Source organism: Marisediminicola sp. LYQ85 (assembly GCF_046600695.1).
In the GTDB taxonomy this organism is placed as follows: domain Bacteria; phylum Actinomycetota; class Actinomycetes; order Actinomycetales; family Microbacteriaceae; genus Marisediminicola.
In genome coordinates this window covers 71,343-87,968 of sequence record NZ_JBKIWO010000002.1, presented here as the reverse complement: position 1 = coordinate 87,968, position 16,626 = coordinate 71,343, and the positions used below count along the sequence as shown (strand labels likewise).

General features: G+C 69.0%; 14 protein-coding genes and 3 tRNA genes. 8 read left to right on the top strand and 9 right to left on the bottom strand.

The window, feature by feature from the left end:
• Positions 1 to 30 precede the first annotated feature (30 nt).
• From ACLHG5_RS08720 to ACLHG5_RS08710, 3 genes are all read left to right on the top strand, one after another.
• Positions 31 to 630 carry a methionine ABC transporter permease gene (locus ACLHG5_RS08720; protein WP_411317291.1) on the top strand — a complete coding sequence of 200 codons (600 nt, stop codon included), beginning with the start codon at positions 31 to 33 and terminating at the stop codon, positions 628 to 630.
• Between the two features lie 68 nt (positions 631 to 698).
• Entirely contained in the window at positions 699 to 1,679 is a 981-nt protein-coding gene (gene fdhD, locus ACLHG5_RS08715) for a formate dehydrogenase accessory sulfurtransferase FdhD (protein ID WP_411317178.1), read from the top strand.
• Complete coding sequence (locus ACLHG5_RS08710) at positions 1,676 to 4,012, top strand: FdhF/YdeP family oxidoreductase (RefSeq protein WP_411318479.1); 2,337 nt, start codon at positions 1,676 to 1,678, stop codon at positions 4,010 to 4,012. Before fdhD ends, ACLHG5_RS08710 begins: the two co-directional genes overlap by 4 nt.
• A 144-nt stretch (positions 4,013 to 4,156) precedes the next feature.
• Here the strand turns inward: ACLHG5_RS08710 and ACLHG5_RS08705 are convergent, their stop codons facing one another.
• Entirely contained in the window at positions 4,157 to 5,623 is a 1,467-nt protein-coding gene (locus tag ACLHG5_RS08705) for a serine hydrolase domain-containing protein (protein ID WP_411318478.1), read from the bottom strand.
• A 181-nt stretch (positions 5,624 to 5,804) separates the two neighbouring features.
• Positions 5,805 to 7,019, bottom strand: a complete 1,215-nt coding sequence (gene fdhA / locus ACLHG5_RS08700) for a formaldehyde dehydrogenase, glutathione-independent (protein ID WP_411318477.1) — start codon at positions 7,017 to 7,019, stop codon at positions 5,805 to 5,807.
• 251 nt (positions 7,020 to 7,270) lie between these two features.
• Here fdhA and ACLHG5_RS08695 point away from each other — a divergent pair, with 251 nt between their 5' ends.
• Complete coding sequence (locus ACLHG5_RS08695; protein WP_411318476.1) at positions 7,271 to 8,299, top strand: LLM class flavin-dependent oxidoreductase; 1,029 nt, start codon at positions 7,271 to 7,273, stop codon at positions 8,297 to 8,299.
• Between the two features lie 17 nt (positions 8,300 to 8,316).
• Here ACLHG5_RS08695 and ACLHG5_RS08690 read toward each other — a convergent pair whose 3' ends face one another.
• A complete protein-coding gene (locus tag ACLHG5_RS08690) occupies positions 8,317 to 9,168 on the bottom strand; it encodes a TspO/MBR family protein (RefSeq protein ID WP_411318475.1) in 852 nt (283 codons plus the stop codon).
• A 111-nt stretch (positions 9,169 to 9,279) separates the two neighbouring features.
• Here ACLHG5_RS08690 and ACLHG5_RS08685 point away from each other — a divergent pair, with 111 nt between their 5' ends.
• A complete protein-coding gene (locus ACLHG5_RS08685) occupies positions 9,280 to 9,792 on the top strand; it encodes a MarR family winged helix-turn-helix transcriptional regulator (RefSeq protein WP_411317184.1) in 513 nt (170 codons plus the stop codon).
• 15 nt (positions 9,793 to 9,807) lie between these two features.
• Here ACLHG5_RS08685 and trxA read toward each other — a convergent pair whose 3' ends face one another.
• Both trxA and ACLHG5_RS08675 read right to left on the bottom strand, forming a co-directional pair.
• On the bottom strand, positions 9,808 to 10,197 hold the full coding sequence (gene trxA / locus ACLHG5_RS08680; protein ID WP_411317185.1) for a thioredoxin: 390 nt from the start codon (positions 10,195 to 10,197) through the stop codon (positions 9,808 to 9,810).
• Positions 10,198 to 10,304: 107 nt separating this feature from the next.
• Positions 10,305 to 11,174 carry an EamA family transporter gene (locus tag ACLHG5_RS08675; protein ID WP_411317186.1) on the bottom strand — a complete coding sequence of 290 codons (870 nt, stop codon included), beginning with the start codon at positions 11,172 to 11,174 and terminating at the stop codon, positions 10,305 to 10,307.
• Positions 11,175 to 11,471: 297 nt separating this feature from the next.
• On the opposite strand from ACLHG5_RS08675, the gene ACLHG5_RS08670 reads away from it, so the two are divergent.
• Both ACLHG5_RS08670 and ACLHG5_RS08665 read left to right on the top strand, forming a co-directional pair.
• The gene (locus ACLHG5_RS08670; protein ID WP_411318474.1) at positions 11,472 to 12,878 is read left to right on the top strand and encodes an MFS transporter; all 1,407 of its coding nucleotides are present in this window, start codon (positions 11,472 to 11,474) and stop codon (positions 12,876 to 12,878) included.
• Positions 12,879 to 12,907: 29 nt separating this feature from the next.
• Entirely contained in the window at positions 12,908 to 13,285 is a 378-nt protein-coding gene (locus tag ACLHG5_RS08665; protein ID WP_411318473.1) for a biopolymer transporter Tol, read from the top strand.
• Positions 13,286 to 13,300: 15 nt separating this feature from the next.
• Here the strand turns inward: ACLHG5_RS08665 and ACLHG5_RS08660 are convergent.
• The 3 genes from ACLHG5_RS08660 to ACLHG5_RS08650 form a co-directional block, all read right to left on the bottom strand.
• Positions 13,301 to 13,373 (bottom strand) — tRNA-Phe (locus ACLHG5_RS08660).
• A 67-nt stretch (positions 13,374 to 13,440) separates the two neighbouring features.
• Positions 13,441 to 13,514 (bottom strand) — tRNA-Asp (locus tag ACLHG5_RS08655).
• A gap of 35 nt (positions 13,515 to 13,549) precedes the next feature.
• A tRNA-Glu gene (locus ACLHG5_RS08650) sits at positions 13,550 to 13,622 on the bottom strand.
• A gap of 351 nt (positions 13,623 to 13,973) precedes the next feature.
• Here ACLHG5_RS08650 and ACLHG5_RS08645 point away from each other — a divergent pair.
• Positions 13,974 to 15,422, top strand: a complete 1,449-nt coding sequence (locus tag ACLHG5_RS08645; protein WP_411318472.1) for a peptidoglycan DD-metalloendopeptidase family protein — start codon at positions 13,974 to 13,976, stop codon at positions 15,420 to 15,422.
• Here ACLHG5_RS08645 and ACLHG5_RS08640 read toward each other — a convergent pair.
• Positions 15,419 to 16,486 carry an NAD-dependent epimerase/dehydratase family protein gene (locus ACLHG5_RS08640; RefSeq protein WP_411318471.1) on the bottom strand — a complete coding sequence of 356 codons (1,068 nt, stop codon included), beginning with the start codon at positions 16,484 to 16,486 and terminating at the stop codon, positions 15,419 to 15,421. The two genes, ACLHG5_RS08645 and ACLHG5_RS08640, sit on opposite strands and share 4 nt — an antisense overlap.
• Between the last annotated feature and the right edge of the window lie 140 nt (positions 16,487 to 16,626).

Below are 16,626 nucleotides of genomic sequence, written 5' to 3'. Positions count from 1 at the left end.
CTCGTCGAGAATCTCGGGATCACCCTCTACATGGTCGTCACGACGCTCATCGTCGGCGGGTTTCTCGGGCTCATCCTCGGGGTGCTGCTCTACGCGACGAGGCCCGGCCACATCCTCGCCAACGCCGTGGTCTACAACGTGCTCAACGTCGCCGTGAACATCGTCAGGCCGATCCCGTTCATCATCCTCATCGCGACCCTCGGCCCGGTCACGCGCGCGGTCGTCGGCACGCAGCTCGGACCGAACGCGGCGATCTTCGCGATGATCGTCGGCGCGACGTTCGGCATCTCGCGCATCGTCGAGCAGAACCTCGTGACGATCGACCCCGGCACGATCGAGGCGGCGCGTGCCGCGGGGGCGGGACCCCTGCGCATCATCCTCACCCTGCTCGTGCCCGAGACTCTCGCGCCTCTCATCCTCGGCTACACGTTCGTGTTCATCGCGATCGTCGACATGTCGGCGATCGCGGGCGCGATCGGAGGGCGCGGGCTCGGCGACTTCGCGATCTCCTACGGCTACCAGCGGTTCAACGGAGAGGTGACGCTCGTCGTGGTCGTCGTCATCATCGTGCTCGTGCAACTCGTGCAGTTTCTCGGCAACGGTCTCGCCCGCAGGGTGCTGCGCCGCTGACGCGAAACGGTGACCGGGCAACCGCACCCTTGGTTGTGGCTGCCAGGCGCGGGTGTTATGCATGGGCGATGGGACGAATCACGGTTCGACGGCGAATCACGCGGCTGACGGTCGGCTCGGTCGCGCAGAAACGCGAGGACTTCCTCTCGGCCGAGGAGCCCCTCGAGATCCGGGTCGGCGGAACGTCGCTCGCCATCACGATGCGCACGCCCGGGCACGACTTCGACCTCGCCGCCGGCTTCCTCGTCTCCGAGGGAGTCATCTCGAGCGCCGACCACTACTTCGCCGCCCGCTACTGCGCGGGCGCGACGGTCGACGGCGACAACACCTTCAACGTGCTCGACGTCACGCTCGCCCCGGGGGTCGCTGCGCCCGATCCGAGCCTCGAGCGCAACTTCTACACGACGAGCTCGTGCGGACTGTGCGGCAAAGCGAGCATCGACGCCGTGCGCACCCTCTCCAGCTTCACCGTCGCCGACGACCCTCTCGTCGTCTCCGCAGAGACCCTCGTGTCGTTCCCCGACAAACTCCGCGCCGAGCAGGCCGTGTTCGAGAAGACCGGGGGCCTGCACGCGGCCGCACTCTTCGACGGCGTCACGGGGGAGCTGCTCGTGCTGCGCGAGGATGTCGGCCGCCACAACGCCGTCGACAAGGTCGTCGGCTGGGCCCTCACCCAGGGGATGCTGCCGCTTCGCGGAACGGTGCTCATGGTGTCGGGCCGCGCGAGCTTCGAGCTCACCCAGAAAGCCTCGATGGCGGGCATCCCGATGCTCGCCGCCGTGTCTGCGCCGTCGTCGCTCGCCGCCGAGCTCGCGACCGAACTGGGCATGACCCTCGTCGGATTCCTCCGCGGACAATCGATGGTGATCTACTCGGGCGAAAGCCGCATCGTCGACGAGTCGGTCGAGGGCCCGATCGACAGGGCGGCCACGCGACCGCCCGCTCCGGCAGCCCGACGCCCCCTACTTCCTGCGACGCTCAGCGCGACGCATCCGCACGGCACGCACGACCATCAGCTCGACCACCGCGAGAAAGCGACAGCTCAATGACGATGAAGCCACCCATGTCGGGTTCCACCGACAACGAGTTCGAGGTCTCCAAGAAGAAGAACTGGGCGGCGGGGGTTCCCGGCGTCGTGCACTCGATGCAACCCGCGATCACGCAGATGGGGTTTCCGCGCACCCTCAAGCTCATGGCGACGCTCAACCAGAAGGGCGGCTTCGATTGCATGAGCTGCGCCTGGCCCGACCCCGACCACCGCAAGCTCGCCGAGTTCTGCGAGAACGGCGCGAAAGCCGTCACGTGGGAGGCCACCCCGGTCACCGTGCCGCAGAGCTTCTGGGCCGAGAACTCGGTCACCTCGCTGCTCGACAAAGACGAGTACTGGCTCGGCATGCAGGGCAGGCTCGTCGAGCCCGTCTACAAGCCGGCCGGTGAAGACCACTACCGCCCCGTGAGCTGGGATGAGGCGTTCGAGATCGTCTCCGAATCGCTCAACTCGCTCGCGAGCCCCGACGAGGCCGCGTTCTACACGAGCGGTCGCACCTCGAACGAGGCCGCGTTCGTCTACGGCCTCTTCGTGCGCGCGTTCGGCACCAACAACCTCCCCGACTGCTCGAACATGTGCCACGAGTCGACCGGAACGGCCATGGGCGAAACGCTCGGTGTCGGCAAGTCGACGATCGCCTACTCCGACTTCGAGAAGGCCGACCTCATCATCGTCATGGGCCAGAACCCCGGCACCAATCATCCGCGGATGCTCACGGCCCTTGAAGACGCGAAAGCCAACGGGTGCTCGATCGTCGTGGTCAACCCGATGCCCGAGGCCGGGCTGCAGCGCTACAAGAATCCGCAGAAGGTCAAGGGCATCATCGGCAAGGGCACGCCGCTCGCCGACCAGTTTCTCCAGGTGCGCCTCGGCGGCGACATGGCTCTGCTCCACGCCGTCACCCGTCGGGTGCTCGACGCCGAAGACCGCAACCCCGGCACCGTGCTCGACCACGAGTTCCTCGAGAAGCACACCGAGGGTCTCGCCGAATTGCGCGCGCACCTCGCCGACCTCGACGAGACGGCCGTGCGCGACGCGACCGGGCTCGACTCCGCCGAGATCGACGAGCTCGCGGCGCGCTACATCGCGGCCGACCGCGTGATCATCACGTGGGCCATGGGCATCACGCAGCACACCAAGGCCGTCGCGACCATCAAGGAGATCGTCAACCTGCTCCTGCTGCGCGGCAACATCGGCAAGCCCGGCGCGGGCGCCTGCCCCATCCGCGGGCACAGCAACGTGCAGGGTGACCGCACCATGGGCATCTGGGAGAAGATGCCCGAGAGCTTCTTCTCCGCGCTCGAGAACGAGTTCTCGTTCCCCGTGCCCCGCAAGCACGGCGTCGACAGCCTCATGGGCATCGAAGCCATGCAGCGCGGCGAGATCAAAGTGTGGTTCGCCGTCGGGGGCAACCTCGTGGCGGCGATCTCCGACACCGCTGCCGCCGAAGCCGCCATGCGCGGAACCCAGCTCACGGTGCAGGTGTCGACGAAGCTCAACAGGTCGCACGTGGTCACGGGGGATGCCGCGCTCATCCTGCCGACCCTCGGCCGCACAGAGATCGACCGTCAAGACTCGGGCGACCAGTTCGTGACCGTCGAAGACACCGTGTGCGCCGTGCACGCGTCGTACGGCAAGGTGGAGCCCGTCGCGCCGAACATCCTGTCGGAGGTCGCGATCGTGTCGCGCGTCGCCCGGGCCGTTCTCGGCGACAGGGTGGATGTCGACTGGGAGGGATTCGAGGCGAACTACGACACGATCCGCGAGCACATCTCCCGCGTCGTGCCCGGCTGCGAGGACTACAACCGCAAGGTGCGCCAAGACGGGGGATTCATCCTCCCGAACGGTCCGCGCGACTCGCGCACCTTCAACACGTCGACAGGCAAGGCCATGATCACGGTCAACGAGCTCGTGCACGTCGAGCGTCCGAAGGGGCGCCTGCTGCTGCAGACGCTGCGCTCGCACGACCAGTTCAACACGACCATCTACAGCCTCAACGACCGCTACCGCGGCATCAAGCAGGGTCGCAACGTCGTGTTCGTGAGCCCGCTCGACATCGAGGAGCTCGGGCTGCACGACGGTCAGTCTGTCGACATCTACAGCGAGTGGAGGGATGAACCCGACCGCGTGCTGCGCAAGTTCCGCGTCGTGTCGTACCCGACCGCGCGCGGGTGTGCTGCGGCGTATTTCCCCGAGGCGAACGTGCTCGTTCCGCTCGCGAGCGCGTCGGAGGCGAGCAACACGCCCGTCTCGAAGGCGGTCGTGGTGCGCCTCGAGCCCGCCGAGGTGCGCGAGGGCACCCCCGCCGGCGCCCCCGTCGGCACCGGCGCCTAGCCCGCCGCCCAGCCCCGAGCCCCCTCCCCGCGCCCCGAAGTACGCAATTTCCGCGACCGAACGTCGGATCCGACGTTCGCTCGCGGAAACTGCGTTCGGTCGGCGGGGGTTACGCGGGTCGGCGGGGCTGGCGCGGCCGGCGGGTCAGGCTCCGGGGGAGCGCATCTCGGCGAGGGTGAGCTCGGTGTGCAGCGGTGGGGTCTGCCAGCGGGCAGCGAACACTCCATCGCTGCACTCGATGATCATGCGGTGCGGAGTCTCGACGAAGATGAGGTCGACCACTGTCGAGCCGTCGGAGGTGACTCCGCCGCTCGCCGCGAGTGCGTCGGTGACGATCCACTCACCGGTGCCGACCTCGGCATGGATGACGGACTCCCCCTCGTGCACGAAGACCTTCGCGGCCGCGGTTCCGGGGGCCGAGGTCACATCGACCCGGACCTCGGTGATCGACGAGACCTCGTTGCGGTCGCCGGGCGTGAACACGTGAGTCCCGGGAGCGACTGGCTGCGCGTCTCGCACCGGGAGCGCCGCGACGCCGAGTCGGTGCTCGAGCGCGGCTCGGCCCGCTCGCTCCGCATCGTCGTCGACGCGAGCATCCGGTGACAGCGCGGGCAGCAGGTGTGTCCACACCGCAGTGAGCACCGCTTGCATGTCTGTGCTCTGGCCGGTCGCAGCGAGCACGATGTCGTGTTCAGGCAGCACGACGCAGAACTGTCCGTAGGCGCCGTCACCGCGGTAGCCGTGCTGGCCGACCCAGAACTGGAAACCGTATCCCCGCTCCCAGTCGGGGGCGCCGCTCCCGGCGTTGTCGATGTGCTTCGCCGTCGCCTCGGCGACCCAACCGCGTGGCAGCAGTTGCACACCGTTCCACTCGCCGCGCTGCAGGTAGAGCTGGCCGAGCCGCGCGACGGTCTCCGTGGTCGCGTGCACACCGCTGTAGCCAAGCTGCCTCCCGCGCGTGTCGGTGTGCCACGTGACCTCGCCGATGCCGAGAGGGTCGAAGAGGCGAGGACGCAGGTAGTCGGTGAGGGTCATCCCCGTCAGTTTCTGGATGATCGCGGCGATCGTGAAAGTGCACGGCTGGTTGTAGGCAAACACCGTTCCCGGGTCGTGCTCGGGCGGTGTCAACAGAAACCCCCGCACGATGTCGGCGGGGTCGGCTTTCTGCGCGAGGTCGATCGTCTCGGTCGAGTGCCCGCTCGCCATGGCGGCGACATGCCTCACGAGCGTGGCGCGGTTGCGAGCATCCGTGATGTCGGCGTCGAGTTCGGGAAAGTAGCTCAGCACGGTCGCGTCGAGGTCGACGAGCCCTTCGGCGACCGCGAAACCGAGAGCGGTCGATGTGAAGGTCTTGCTGAGCGAATAAAGCAAGTGCACGCGGTCGGCGACGTAGGGAGCCCACCAGCTCTCCGCCACGACGGTGCCGTGTCGCAGGAGCATGACGCTGTGCGTCTCGACGTCGGCCGCCGCATCGACGACGTCGAGAAAGGAGAGGATGCCGCGGGGGTCGACCCCGTGCTCGGTCGGGGTGGCGCGGGGCAGCCGGGCACCGGGAAGAGCGGCGCGGGGAGGGGTGGCGCCGGGGGCGGCGAGGTGAACATCACTGGTCATCCCCGAAGGCTAACCCCGCGCCCCGCACGCGACCCCCACAGTGCGTCGTTTCCGCGAGGGGACGCCGGATCCGGCATACGCTCGCGGAAACGAGGCACTGTGGGGGCCGGGACCGGGACCGGGGCCGGGGCCGGGGCCCGGCGATCGCGTCGACCGCCGGGCCGCGGCGCCACGAGCTGCGCTAGGCGGCGAGGTACCCGTTGGGGTTGAGCACGTACTTGGTCGCGGCTCCCGCATCGAACTCCGCATACCCGCGCGGAGCATCCTCGAGCGTGATGGCCTTCGCGTTCACGTTCTTCGCGATGCTCACCTTGTCGTGCAGGATCGCCATCATGAGCTGGCGGTTGTACTTCATGACCGGGCACTGGCCGGTCGTGAACGAGAGCGACTTCGCCCACCCGGTGCCGAGGCTCAATGAGAGGGAGCCTTTCTGCGCGGCCTCATCGACTCCGCCCGGGTCGCCGGTGACGTAGAGCCCGGGGATGCCGAGCGCGCCTCCCGCCGCCGTCACGTCCATGAGCGAGTTGAGCACCGTCGCGGGCGCCTCTCCCGCGTCTTTGCCGTGGCCTCGAGCCTCGAACCCGACGGCGTCGACACCGCAGTCGACCTCGGGCACGCCGAGGATCTGCTCGATCTGGTCGGGGAGGTCGCCCGCGGAGACGTCGATGGTCTCGCAACCGAAGCTGCGGGCCTGCGCGAGTCGGTCGGCGTTCATGTCGCCGACGATCACGGCGGCAGCCCCGAGCAGCATCGCTCCGGCGGCCGCGGCGAGTCCGACGGGCCCGGCGCCCGCGACGTAGACGGTCGACCCGACGCCGACCCCCGCCGTCACCGCGCCGTGGAATCCGGTCGGGAAGATGTCGGAGAGCATCGTGAGGTCCATGATCTTCTCGAGCGCCTGGTCGCGATCGGGGAAGACGAGGGCGTTCCAGTCGGCGTACGGCACGAGCACGTATTCCGCTTGGCCTCCCACCCAGCCGCCCATGTCGACGTAGCCGTATGCGCTGCCGGGCCGGTCGGGGTTGACGTTGAGGCAGATGCCGGTCTTGCGCTCCTTGCAGTTGCGACAGCGACCGCACGCGATGTTGAACGGAACCGACACGATGTCGCCGACCTTCACGAACTCGACGTCCGGTCCGACCTCGACCACTTCACCCGTGATCTCGTGGCCGAGCACGAGGTTGGCGGGTGCCGTCGTGCGCCCGCGGACCATGTGCTGGTCGGAGCCGCAGATGTTGGTCGCGACGGTCTTGAGGATGACGCCGTGGGGAACCTTGCGTCCGACGTTGGCGGGGTTCACGCCGGGGCCGTCTTTGAGTTCGAAGGTCGGATAGTCGATGTCGATGACTTCGACCTTGCCCGGTCCCTTGTAGGCGACCGCTCTGTTTCCTGCCATGTGATCCTCCTTGATCGTGCGCGCCCGGGTGACGCGTGAGGTCAGGTTATGACGCGCGGATGGATGCGGTGTCAGAGGTGCCGGGTACGCTGGAGACTGCCGCCGAGGCATCCGCGATCCTGATTATCATTAGCGGTTCATCTGGCCCGGTCGGTTCCCCCGGAATGATTTCTCCGCCCCGCACGTTGAGTAGTAATATACAAACGCATGCAAATGAGTCGGCGGTCTCGCCGCCAGGACAGGAGCACGACATGGCCCTCCAATTCGGCATCGACACCTTCGGAGACGTGACGAGCGACGCTCAGGGCGCGCCTGTCGACTACCCCCAGGTGATCCGCAACGTCATCGACGAAGCCGTGCTCGCCGACCAGGTCGGGCTCGACTTCATCGGCATCGGCGAACACCACCGCGACGACTACGCGATCTCGGCCCCCGACGTCGTGCTCGCGGCGATCGCCGGTCGCACCGAGCGCATCCGCCTGGGTTCCGCCGTCACCGTGCTGAGTTCGGATGACCCCATCCGCGTGTTCCAGCGCTTCGCGAGTCTCGACGCCGCATCGAACGGTCGCGCCGAGGTCATTCTCGGTCGCGGCTCTTTCACGGAGTCGTTCCCGCTCTTCGGTTTCGCGCTCGAGGACTACCAGGTGCTCTTCGAGGAGAAGCTCGACCTGTTCTCGAAGCTCCTCGCCGAACAGCCGGTGACGTGGAGCGGATCCACTCGCCCACCGCTGTCGGAACAGCGCGTCTTTCCGACCACCGAGTCCGGTTCGCTCAAGACGTGGATCGGTGTCGGCGGCAGCCCCGAGTCGGTCGTGCGCGCGGCGCGCTACGGACTGCCGCTCATGCTCGCGATCATCGGGGGAGACCCGCAGCGGTTCGCCCCCTACGTCGACCTGTTCCACCGCGCGCTCGCGCAACTGGAGCAGCCCACGCTTCCGATCGGCGTGCACTCGCCCGGCTACATCGCCGACACCGACGAGCAAGCGCGCGAAGAGTTCTTCAGCGACTACAAGGTCATGCGCGATCGCATCGGACGCGACCGCGGTTGGCCGGCGATGCAGAAGGCGGAGTTCGACAGCGAGGTCGACCACGGCTCGCTCTACGTCGGATCACCGGAGACGGTCGCGCGTAAGATCGCGGCGACCGCGTCGGGCCTCGGAATCGACCGGTTCGACCTCAAGTACAGCGCGGGTCCGCTGTCGCACGAGAAGATGATGCACGCGATCGAGCTCTACGGCACGAAGGTCAAGCCGATGGTGCTCGAGATGCTCGGCGAGTAGCGAGTAGGGACCATCGACTAGCGGCGGGCGCTGAGCTCGGGGGAGCGACGCTCGCGGAGTCGCAGCACGATCGTCGCGACGACGACCGCGATGACGGCGACGATCGCCGCGACCGCCGTGGGTGTCGACTCGAGGTCGCCCGAGAGGCGTGCGACCGCGACCCAGCTGAGCCCCCACGAGAGCGAGAGGGTCGGGGCGATCCGTCCTCGTCCGCGGAGAGCGAGGGCGACGCCGACGGCTCCCGCGACCGCGACGATCACGACGCCCCAGGTGTCGAGCCCGAGCCCGAAGCCGCGGAACCCGGCATCCGCGAGCACGGCGGCGATGTTGGCGGCGGTCGCGACGCACACCCAGCCGAGGTAGAGGCCGACGGTTCCGTCGGTCACGACCGTGTCGACGAGGTTCTCGGGGCGCGTCGCGAGGGTGATGAAGAATGCGCGCACGAGCACGACGAGCAGGAGGGCGATGACCGGCACGCTCAGGGGCAGCAGGTCGAACTGCACGCTCAGAATCCAGGCGGCGTTGAGGAGGAGGGATGCCGCGACCCAGTAGCCGAGCCGCCGGTGACGTTCGATAGTGCGTTGACCGGGCAGCGCCTGCCAGATCGCGTAGGCCACGAGTCCGAGGTAGATGACGCTCCAGATGCTGAACGCGGGGCCGCCGGGCGCGATCGGCGTCGCGTCGGCGGCGAGCGCTCCGCCCGAGGCGACCTGCACGGCCTGGCCTCCCGCGGCTCCGGAGCCGACGAACCCGCCGATGATGGCGAGCACGGCGCTCACGACGACGATGACCTGTCGCAGCGTGTCGTTGTGCCCCGTGCTGGTGGTCGTGTTTCTCGTCGCGCTCTTCGCCACGCCGTCGGTCGTCATGCCGCTCATCATCGCCCTTTCGTCAGCTAGCTGATGGATTGACGATATCAGACCGTCAGTCGGCTGACTATCCGACGGAGGGGCACGGTGCGAGGCACTAGATTGTGCACGATGCCCCCCACCGACGACGCCTCCGAGCCACCGGCGGAGCCGACAGCGCTCCCCGGCGCTCCAGTGCCCCCCGCGCCGCACGTGCCCGAGTCCGCCGCCGACGACGTGCACGACTGGCCGACGGGCCGATTGCTCTCCACCGCGGCCCGACTCGTCGAGCACGCCTGGAGCGAAGCGCTCGAGAGCATCGGCCTCACCCACGCCGGGCTCATCGTCTTGCACTTGTTGGGCGCAGGCCCGCTCAATCAGACCGAACTGGCGCGCGCCGCGCGAGTCGAAGCTCAGACGATGTCGCGCACCATCCACCGTCTCGAGCGCGACGGCTTCGTTCGCCGCACGCTCGACCCCGCCGACGCACGACGCCGCTCCGTCGAGAGAACGGATGCCGGCACCGAGGTGTGGCGCGCCTCACGCACGCTCGAGTCCGATGTGTTCCCGTCGCTCAGCGACACCCCGTCGACTCGAGCGGCGTTGCTCGAGATCATCCGGGAGTCATCCGAACGGCGATGGTGACCGGTCGCGTGCCGGTTACTCGCTGAGGGTTCCGGATTCCGCTGCGGCTCGCTGCTTCGCGACCTCGGCGTGAACCTGCTCCATGTCGAGGTCCTTGACCGCCGTGATGACCTGCTCGAGGGCGGGGGCGGGGAGCGCTCCGGCCTGCTGGAAGACGAGGATGCCGTCGCGGAACGCCATGAGCGTCGGGATCGACGTGATGCCTGCCGCACCCGCGAGAGCCTGCTCGGCCTCGGTGTCGACCTTCGCGAAGGTGACGTCGGAGTGCTTCTCGCTCGCGGCGTCGAAGACGGGGGCGAACTGCTTGCACGGCCCGCACCAGTCGGCCCAGAAGTCGACGATCGTGATGCCTTCGCTCGTCACGGTGGTCTCGAATGCGTCGTGTGTCAGTGCGATGGTGGCCATGGTGTCCTCGTTTCCGTTGGATTCTCTCGGCGCGGCATCGTCTGATGCGAACCTGATGGCGAATGGAGTACAACGCTCCACGCTACGGCGTATTCCCCGCATTGCCCTCAGTCGACGGCGAAGAGGGCGACGGCTCCGAGGGCGAGTGCGAGGCCGACCCACTGGGGCGGCGCGAGGCGTTCGCGCAAGAGAGTCGCGGCGAGGATGATCGTCACGGCGGAGCAGAGGGCGGCGAGCACCCCGATGATGGTGACTTCGCCGACGCGCACCCCCGTGATCATGAACACGTCGGCGGTCGCGGCGAGCGTGCCGCCGACGAGAGCGAAGCGCAAGCCGCCGCGCCACCCGGTTCGCGCAGGGTCGGGGTCGGCGACTGCGCGGCGCGGCGCGAGGACCGCCGCTCCGACGATGCCGAGAGTCACGGCCACCGCGACTGCGCGCCCGACGACGAGAGGCACGATGCCGGAGTCCGGCGGGGTGTTGTCGAGCACGACGATGCCGCTGCCCATCGAAACGCCCGCGAGTGCCGCGAGCACGAGGCCGAGGATGCGCGGGCGCACCGCTTCACGATGGGGCACGAGACCCACGAGCACGACGGCCACGAGGGCGACCGCGACGCCGCCGTAACCCGCGAGCCCGAGTCGCTCGCCGACGGCGAGGCCGTAGGTCGCGGGAACGAGAGCGGCGATGACCGCCGTGAGGGGAGCGAGGATGCTCATTGGGCCGATCGCGAGGCTCGCGTAGAGCAGCGCGACGGTCGTCGCGGCCACGAGCCCGGCGATGACGCCCCACCCGAGCGCCCCGGGCGACCAGGTGCCGCCGAGCACGGGGAGGGCGAGGCTCAAGACCACGAGTCCCGCGATCGCGCTCAGGGCGGTCGCGCGCATCGCGCTGATCCTGCGGGCGGCGAGACCGCCGAGGAAGTCGGCGGCGCCGAAGAAGATCGCGGTTCCGAGGCCGAGGAGAACGGTGAGCATGGAGCTTTCGGGCCGAGCGACGCGGATAGTCCGGGTGGGTCCGGGCGGTGACATCCGTCGCGACGAGCAGTCCGAGTGTGGCACGATCGCGCGCCGGGTGTGGGGTGTGGGGTGTGGGGTGTGGGGTGCGCGGGTGCGGCGGCGCGCGCGTGGCGGCAGACGGGTCCTACTCCGCGCCCGCCTGTCGCCCCGACGACACTCGCCGATCACAAAACGGTAACGGTGGGTCGAGCGGGTCGCTCTCGACGCGCGACCCGGGGCGCCGGACCTGTTGGCTGGGATGGACCGAGGAGACCCATGACCGAGACCCGACCCGCCGTCGCCACCCGAACACGATCGCAGCGACTCGACGCTCTGCCGTGGACGCGCAAGCACTCGAAGGTGCTCGCGGGTTCCGGCATCGGATGGGCGCTCGACGCGATGGATGTCGGGCTCATCTCGTTCGTGATCGCACAGCTCGCCGTCGTGTGGAGTGCCGAGGCATCCGAGCTCTCGTGGGTCGCGTCTGCGGGGTTCCTCGGCATGGCGATCGGCGCGAGCCTCGGGGGACTTCTCGCCGACCGCCTCGGCCGGCGCCAGGTGTTCGCGCTCACCCTGCTCGTCTACGGGGTCGCGACCGGGCTCTCCGCGCTCTCGTGGTCGGTCGGTGTGCTCATCCTGCTGCGCTTCGTCGTGGGTCTCGGGCTCGGGGCAGAACTGCCCGTCGCGTCGACGCTCGTGAGCGAGTTCGCCCCCGCGCGCATCCGGGGCCGGGTCATCGTGATCCTCGAGTCGTTCTGGGCCGTGGGCTGGACGGCGGCGGCCCTCATCGGGTTCTTCGTCGTGCCGACGGGGACGGACGGATGGCGCTGGGCCCTGCTCATCGGCGCCGCGCCCGCCGTGTGGGCGATCGTCGTGCGCCTGCGCATGCCGGAGTCGGTGCGCTACCTCGAGTCGACGGGCCGCAGCGCCGAGGCGGAGGCGACGGTGCGCGAGTTCGAGGATGCCGCGGGCGTGAGTCGCGCAGACGGCTCGCCCGCGCGCCCCGCGCCGCCCGAGGCGACCCCGCCGGCCGCGACGCCCGCGACCACCGCGAGCGTGAGCACCGCGAGCATGAGCACCCTGAAGACCCGACCTTTCGCGACCCTCTTCGGGCGCGAGCTCCGTGGGCGCACGATCTCGCTCTGGATCGTCTGGTTCTGCGTCAACTTCTCGTACTACGGCGCCTTCATCTGGCTCCCGACGCTTCTCGTCGCTGCGGGCTTCCCCCTCGTGCGTTCGTTCGAGTACACGCTCATCATCACGCTCGCGCAGCTTCCCGGCTACGCGGTGTCGGCGTTCCTCATCGAGCGCTGGGGGCGCCGAGCGACCCTCGCGGTGTTCCTCGCGGGCAGCGCGGTGTCGGCGGGGCTCTTCGCGACGGCGGATGACGTCACGAGCATCCTGATCTTCGGCTCGATGCTCTCGTTCTTCAATCTCGGCGCGTGGGGCGCGCTCTACGCCGTGACCCCCGAGCTCTATCCGACGCGCGTGCGCGGCACCGGGGCGGGGTGGGCCGCGGGCTTCGGTCGCCTCGCGTCGATCATCGCGCCGCTGCTCGTGCCGATCATGAGTGCTGCGGGCGGCACGGCCCTCCCGTTCGCGGTCTTCGCGGCCTTCTTCGTCGTCGCCGCGATCGCGGCCCTCACCCTGCCCGACCTGCGGGGCAAGCCGCTCGACGACTGATTCACCGGCCGCCCGCATACCCTCGACGAATGGCAGCCGACGACGCGAACACAGATGACGACGGGAGCACCGATGACGACGCGAGCACCGAGGCCGAGCGCTGGCTCGTCGTCAACGGCCGTCGGTGGCGCCGCACAGATCCGTCGCTTCCCGAGCCCGTCGTCGAGAGACTGAAGTCCCACCTCGGCCGCGGGCGATCGGGCGTGCGCGTCGCGAAGTCGCACGGTGACGAGCAAGCGGTTGCGGATGCTCGCACCCGCGTGGGTCTCGCGAAGCACGGTCTCGGCGAGCGGGGTCCGCGCTGGTGGGAATCCTCGGAGGCGGAGCGCCTCGAACGGGCAGAGGAGGCACTGCGCGAGCTCGATCGGCTCAATGAGCCGGACACGGCGGGGAGTGAACCCACGTAACGCGGGTGAAGACGGTGGCTCCGACCGGCGTCGATCCGGTGACCTTTCGATTTTCAGTCGAACGCTCTACCAACTGAGCTACAGAGCCGAACGGCGGCAGCAGAACTGCGTCGTCCGAGACGAAAGGCCCCTCCTTGCGAAGAGGCCCTCATCAGCGACCCTGACCGGACTTGAACCGGCGACCTCCGCCGTGACAGGGCGGCGCGCTAACCAACTGCGCTACAGGGCCAAGCTATTAAGTTCTTTCGTTCTCGAGCAAGCTCGTGACCCCAACGGGATTCGAACCCGTGCTACCGCCGTGAAAGGGCGGCGTCCTAGGCCACTAAACGATGGGGCCGTGAAGTTTGTGAACTCCGTAGCAACCGAGAGCCAAGCATACGGACACCCGACGGTTTAACCAAACCGCCCCCGAACCGCCCCCGCATCGCCCGCGAACCGGGCCCGGGAGGCCCGTCTCGAGCCACTCCGGCGATGGTCGCGGGGTCGGCGCGGTCGAGCGGCTAGTTTCGAGTCGTCAGCCTCCGGATGGCCCTGTCGCGGGCGAGTGCGGTGACGCGGAACCGCTCGATAGTGCGGTGCACCGTGCCGCTGGCACTGGCGCAACAGAAGCGCACGTTGCTACTGTTGCGGATGTTAACAGTGTGACTGGCGTTCTGTGCGCGATCGTCACACCGACAAGCGGGGAAACATGAACAACATCGAACGTCGCCGGGGGGCGCCGCTGCCGACCACTCGTCTCGGTCGTGCCGCACGTCGGCGCGCCGGCTCGCTGCTCGCAGCCATCGCCATCGTCGCTGTCGCGACCACGGGCGCCGTCGTCGGCGCTCCCGCGCAATCCGCGTCGGCCGCGGACTATCCGACGTGGGGCGATGTGGAGTCGGCTCGCAAGAGTGAGTCATCCAAGCGCGCAGAGATCACTCGCATCCGCTCGCTGCTCGCTCAGCTCGAAGACGACGTCGCCGACGCTCAGACCGAGGCGATCGAGCGCGGTGAAGAGATGCGCGAGGCGCAGCAGGCGTTCGACGAAGCCGACTTCAAGGCCAACCAACTCCAGAACGACGCTGACGAGGCTCGCGAGACCGCCGACGAGAGCAAGCTCCGCGCCGGACAGCTCGCGGCGAGGCTCGCCCGCGGAGGCGGAGACGTCTCGGCGTCACTCTTCTTCGACAGCGGGTCCGCCGACGACCTGCTCTCGCAGCTCGGCATGGCGAGCAAGATCACCGACCAGTCGGCGGGCATCTACGACAAGGCCACGATCGACGAGAACGCGGCCCAGTCACTGACTGACCAGGCCGAGGTGGCCAAGGCGGCTCTCGGTGATCTCGCGGATGCCGCGGCCGACGCTCTCGAGGCGGCCCAGGTGGCCGCCGAGGCGGCGGCGATCGCCCTCGACGAGGAGCAGGAGAACCGCGCCCAGATGCAGGCGCAGCTCGAGGTTCTCGTCGAAGACCGTGAAGCGACCGAGGCGGACTTCGAAGCGGGCGAGCGTGCCCGCGAGGCCGAGGCGCGACGCATCGCGGCGGCCCAGGCTGCGGCGGCTCGCGAGGCCGAAGCGGCTGCTGCTGCTGCGGCGGCTGCGGCGGCCGCTGCTGCCGCGGGCGGCGGCGGTGGCGGCGGCGGGTCCAGCGGCGGGTCCAGCGGCGGCGGCGGTTCGACCGGCGGCGGCGGCGGCGGAGGTGGCGGCGGCGGAAGCGCCTCACCGGCCCCCGCACCCGGTGGGCAGGTCGGGTCGAGCGGCTGGGCGCGCCCCTCGGGTGGCGCCGTCGTGAGTGCCTACGGCTACCGCTTGCACCCGATCTACCACGACTACCGTCTGCACGCCGGAACCGACTTCGGCGCCGCGTGCGGTTGGCCGATCTATGCGGCCCAGTCCGGAACGGTGGTCTACTCGGGCCCCAACGGCGGCTACGGCAACTTCATCTCGGTCTCGGGTGGCGGCGTCACGACCGGCTACGCGCATATCCAGAACGGCGGTCTCCTCGTCGGTGGAGGCCAGCAGGTCACGGCGGGCCAACTGATCGCCCTCACGGGAACCACGGGGTCGTCGACCGGATGCCACCTCCACTTCGAGGTGCGCGTCAACGGCAGCACGACCGACCCCGTCACCTTCTTGCGAGGCAAGGGCGTCGGCATCTAGCCTGCAGGCTTCTCCCCGGGCGCGATCGCGGCGAACGCCGCGGCCGCACCGTGGTAGCCGCGCACGAGTCGGTCGAGCACGGCGTCGGTCTCCGGGTCGGCGGCCGTCTGCTCGGGGTGTGACTCGCGCCACGCGAGCATCCGCAGCACCGCTCGGTGGAATGTGCGCGTGGGTGTGAACCCGGGCACGAACCGGCGGATCTTGCTGTTGTCGAAGACCGCGCTGTGCGAGAGGTCGCCCGCGATGAGCTCCGACCAGAACCAGTCGGGCGCGGCGAGGGAGATGAGTTCCGTCGGTGCGTGCACGAGCCGCGGGGCGACACCGAGGGCGTCGGCGACGATCGTGTAGATCTGGTCCCACGTGTAGACGTCGTCCGACGTGATGTGGAACGTCTCCCCGATGGCCCGCGGGTTGCCGAGGAGGCCCACGAGCCCCTGAGCGAAGTCTTCGGCGTGCGTGAGAGTCCACAGCGAGGTGCCGTCGCCGTGCACGACCATCTCGTCGCCGCGCGCGATGCGGTCGATGACGGTCCAGCCGCCGGGGAGCGGCGGAGAGGCCTCGTCGTAGGTGTGCGACGGTCGCACGATCGTCACCGGAAAACCGTCGCGGATGTGTGCGGCGACGAGCACCTCCTCGGCGTCGAGTTTGGCGCGCGAATAGGCGGTGAACCTGTTGTGTCGCGGCGTCGACTCGACGATCGGCGACTGCAGCACGGGCTTGCCGTAGAGCGAGGCGGTGCTGATGTGCACATAGTGGCGCGTGCGGCCCGAGAAGAACTCGACCATGCGCGTGGCGTCGTCTCCCGTGAACGACAGGAAGTTGACCACGACGTCGAAGCGGCGGCCGTCGAGAGCGTCGGCGAGGGAGACCGTGTCGGTCGCATCGCCGAGAAGCGTCGTGACGGTCTCGGGCACGGTGCGCCCGGAGGAGTTGCGTCCGCGGGTGAGGAGCGAGACATCCATTCCCGAGTCGACGGCGAGACGCACGCTCGAAGCGCTGATCGTGCCGGTTCCGCCGATGAAGAGCACGGAGAGGGGGGCCTGGTCGAGGGTCGTGGGGGTCACGGGCGACTCCTTCGTCGATTCGAGTGGCGGGTCGAAGCCCGCCCTCCGACCCTAGGCGGCCCAGCGCGCGAGGCCTAGGCGCCGATAATGGATGCGCGAGAGGCGCGCGATGACGATGACGATGACGATGAGGAGTGACT

Bases quoted from the DNA above. Each gene is read 5' to 3' on its own strand.
- ACLHG5_RS08720 (WP_411317291.1), top strand. From the start codon at position 31: ATGGTCGTCACGACGCTCATCGTCGGCGGGTTTCTCGGGCTCATCCTC.
- fdhD (WP_411317178.1), top strand. From the start codon at position 699: ATGGGACGAATCACGGTTCGACGGCGAATCACGCGGCTGACGGTCGGC.
- ACLHG5_RS08710 (WP_411318479.1), top strand. From the start codon at position 1,676: ATGACGATGAAGCCACCCATGTCGGGTTCCACCGACAACGAGTTCGAG.
- ACLHG5_RS08705 (WP_411318478.1), bottom strand. From the start codon at position 5,623: ATGACCAGTGATGTTCACCTCGCCGCCCCCGGCGCCACCCCTCCCCGC.
- fdhA (WP_411318477.1), bottom strand. From the start codon at position 7,019: ATGGCAGGAAACAGAGCGGTCGCCTACAAGGGACCGGGCAAGGTCGAA.
- ACLHG5_RS08695 (WP_411318476.1), top strand. From the start codon at position 7,271: ATGGCCCTCCAATTCGGCATCGACACCTTCGGAGACGTGACGAGCGAC.
- ACLHG5_RS08690 (WP_411318475.1), bottom strand. From the start codon at position 9,168: ATGACGACCGACGGCGTGGCGAAGAGCGCGACGAGAAACACGACCACC.
- ACLHG5_RS08685 (WP_411317184.1), top strand. From the start codon at position 9,280: ATGCCCCCCACCGACGACGCCTCCGAGCCACCGGCGGAGCCGACAGCG.
- trxA (WP_411317185.1), bottom strand. From the start codon at position 10,197: ATGGCCACCATCGCACTGACACACGACGCATTCGAGACCACCGTGACG.
- ACLHG5_RS08675 (WP_411317186.1), bottom strand. From the start codon at position 11,174: ATGCTCACCGTTCTCCTCGGCCTCGGAACCGCGATCTTCTTCGGCGCC.
- ACLHG5_RS08670 (WP_411318474.1), top strand. From the start codon at position 11,472: ATGACCGAGACCCGACCCGCCGTCGCCACCCGAACACGATCGCAGCGA.
- ACLHG5_RS08665 (WP_411318473.1), top strand. From the start codon at position 12,908: ATGGCAGCCGACGACGCGAACACAGATGACGACGGGAGCACCGATGAC.
- ACLHG5_RS08645 (WP_411318472.1), top strand. From the start codon at position 13,974: ATGAACAACATCGAACGTCGCCGGGGGGCGCCGCTGCCGACCACTCGT.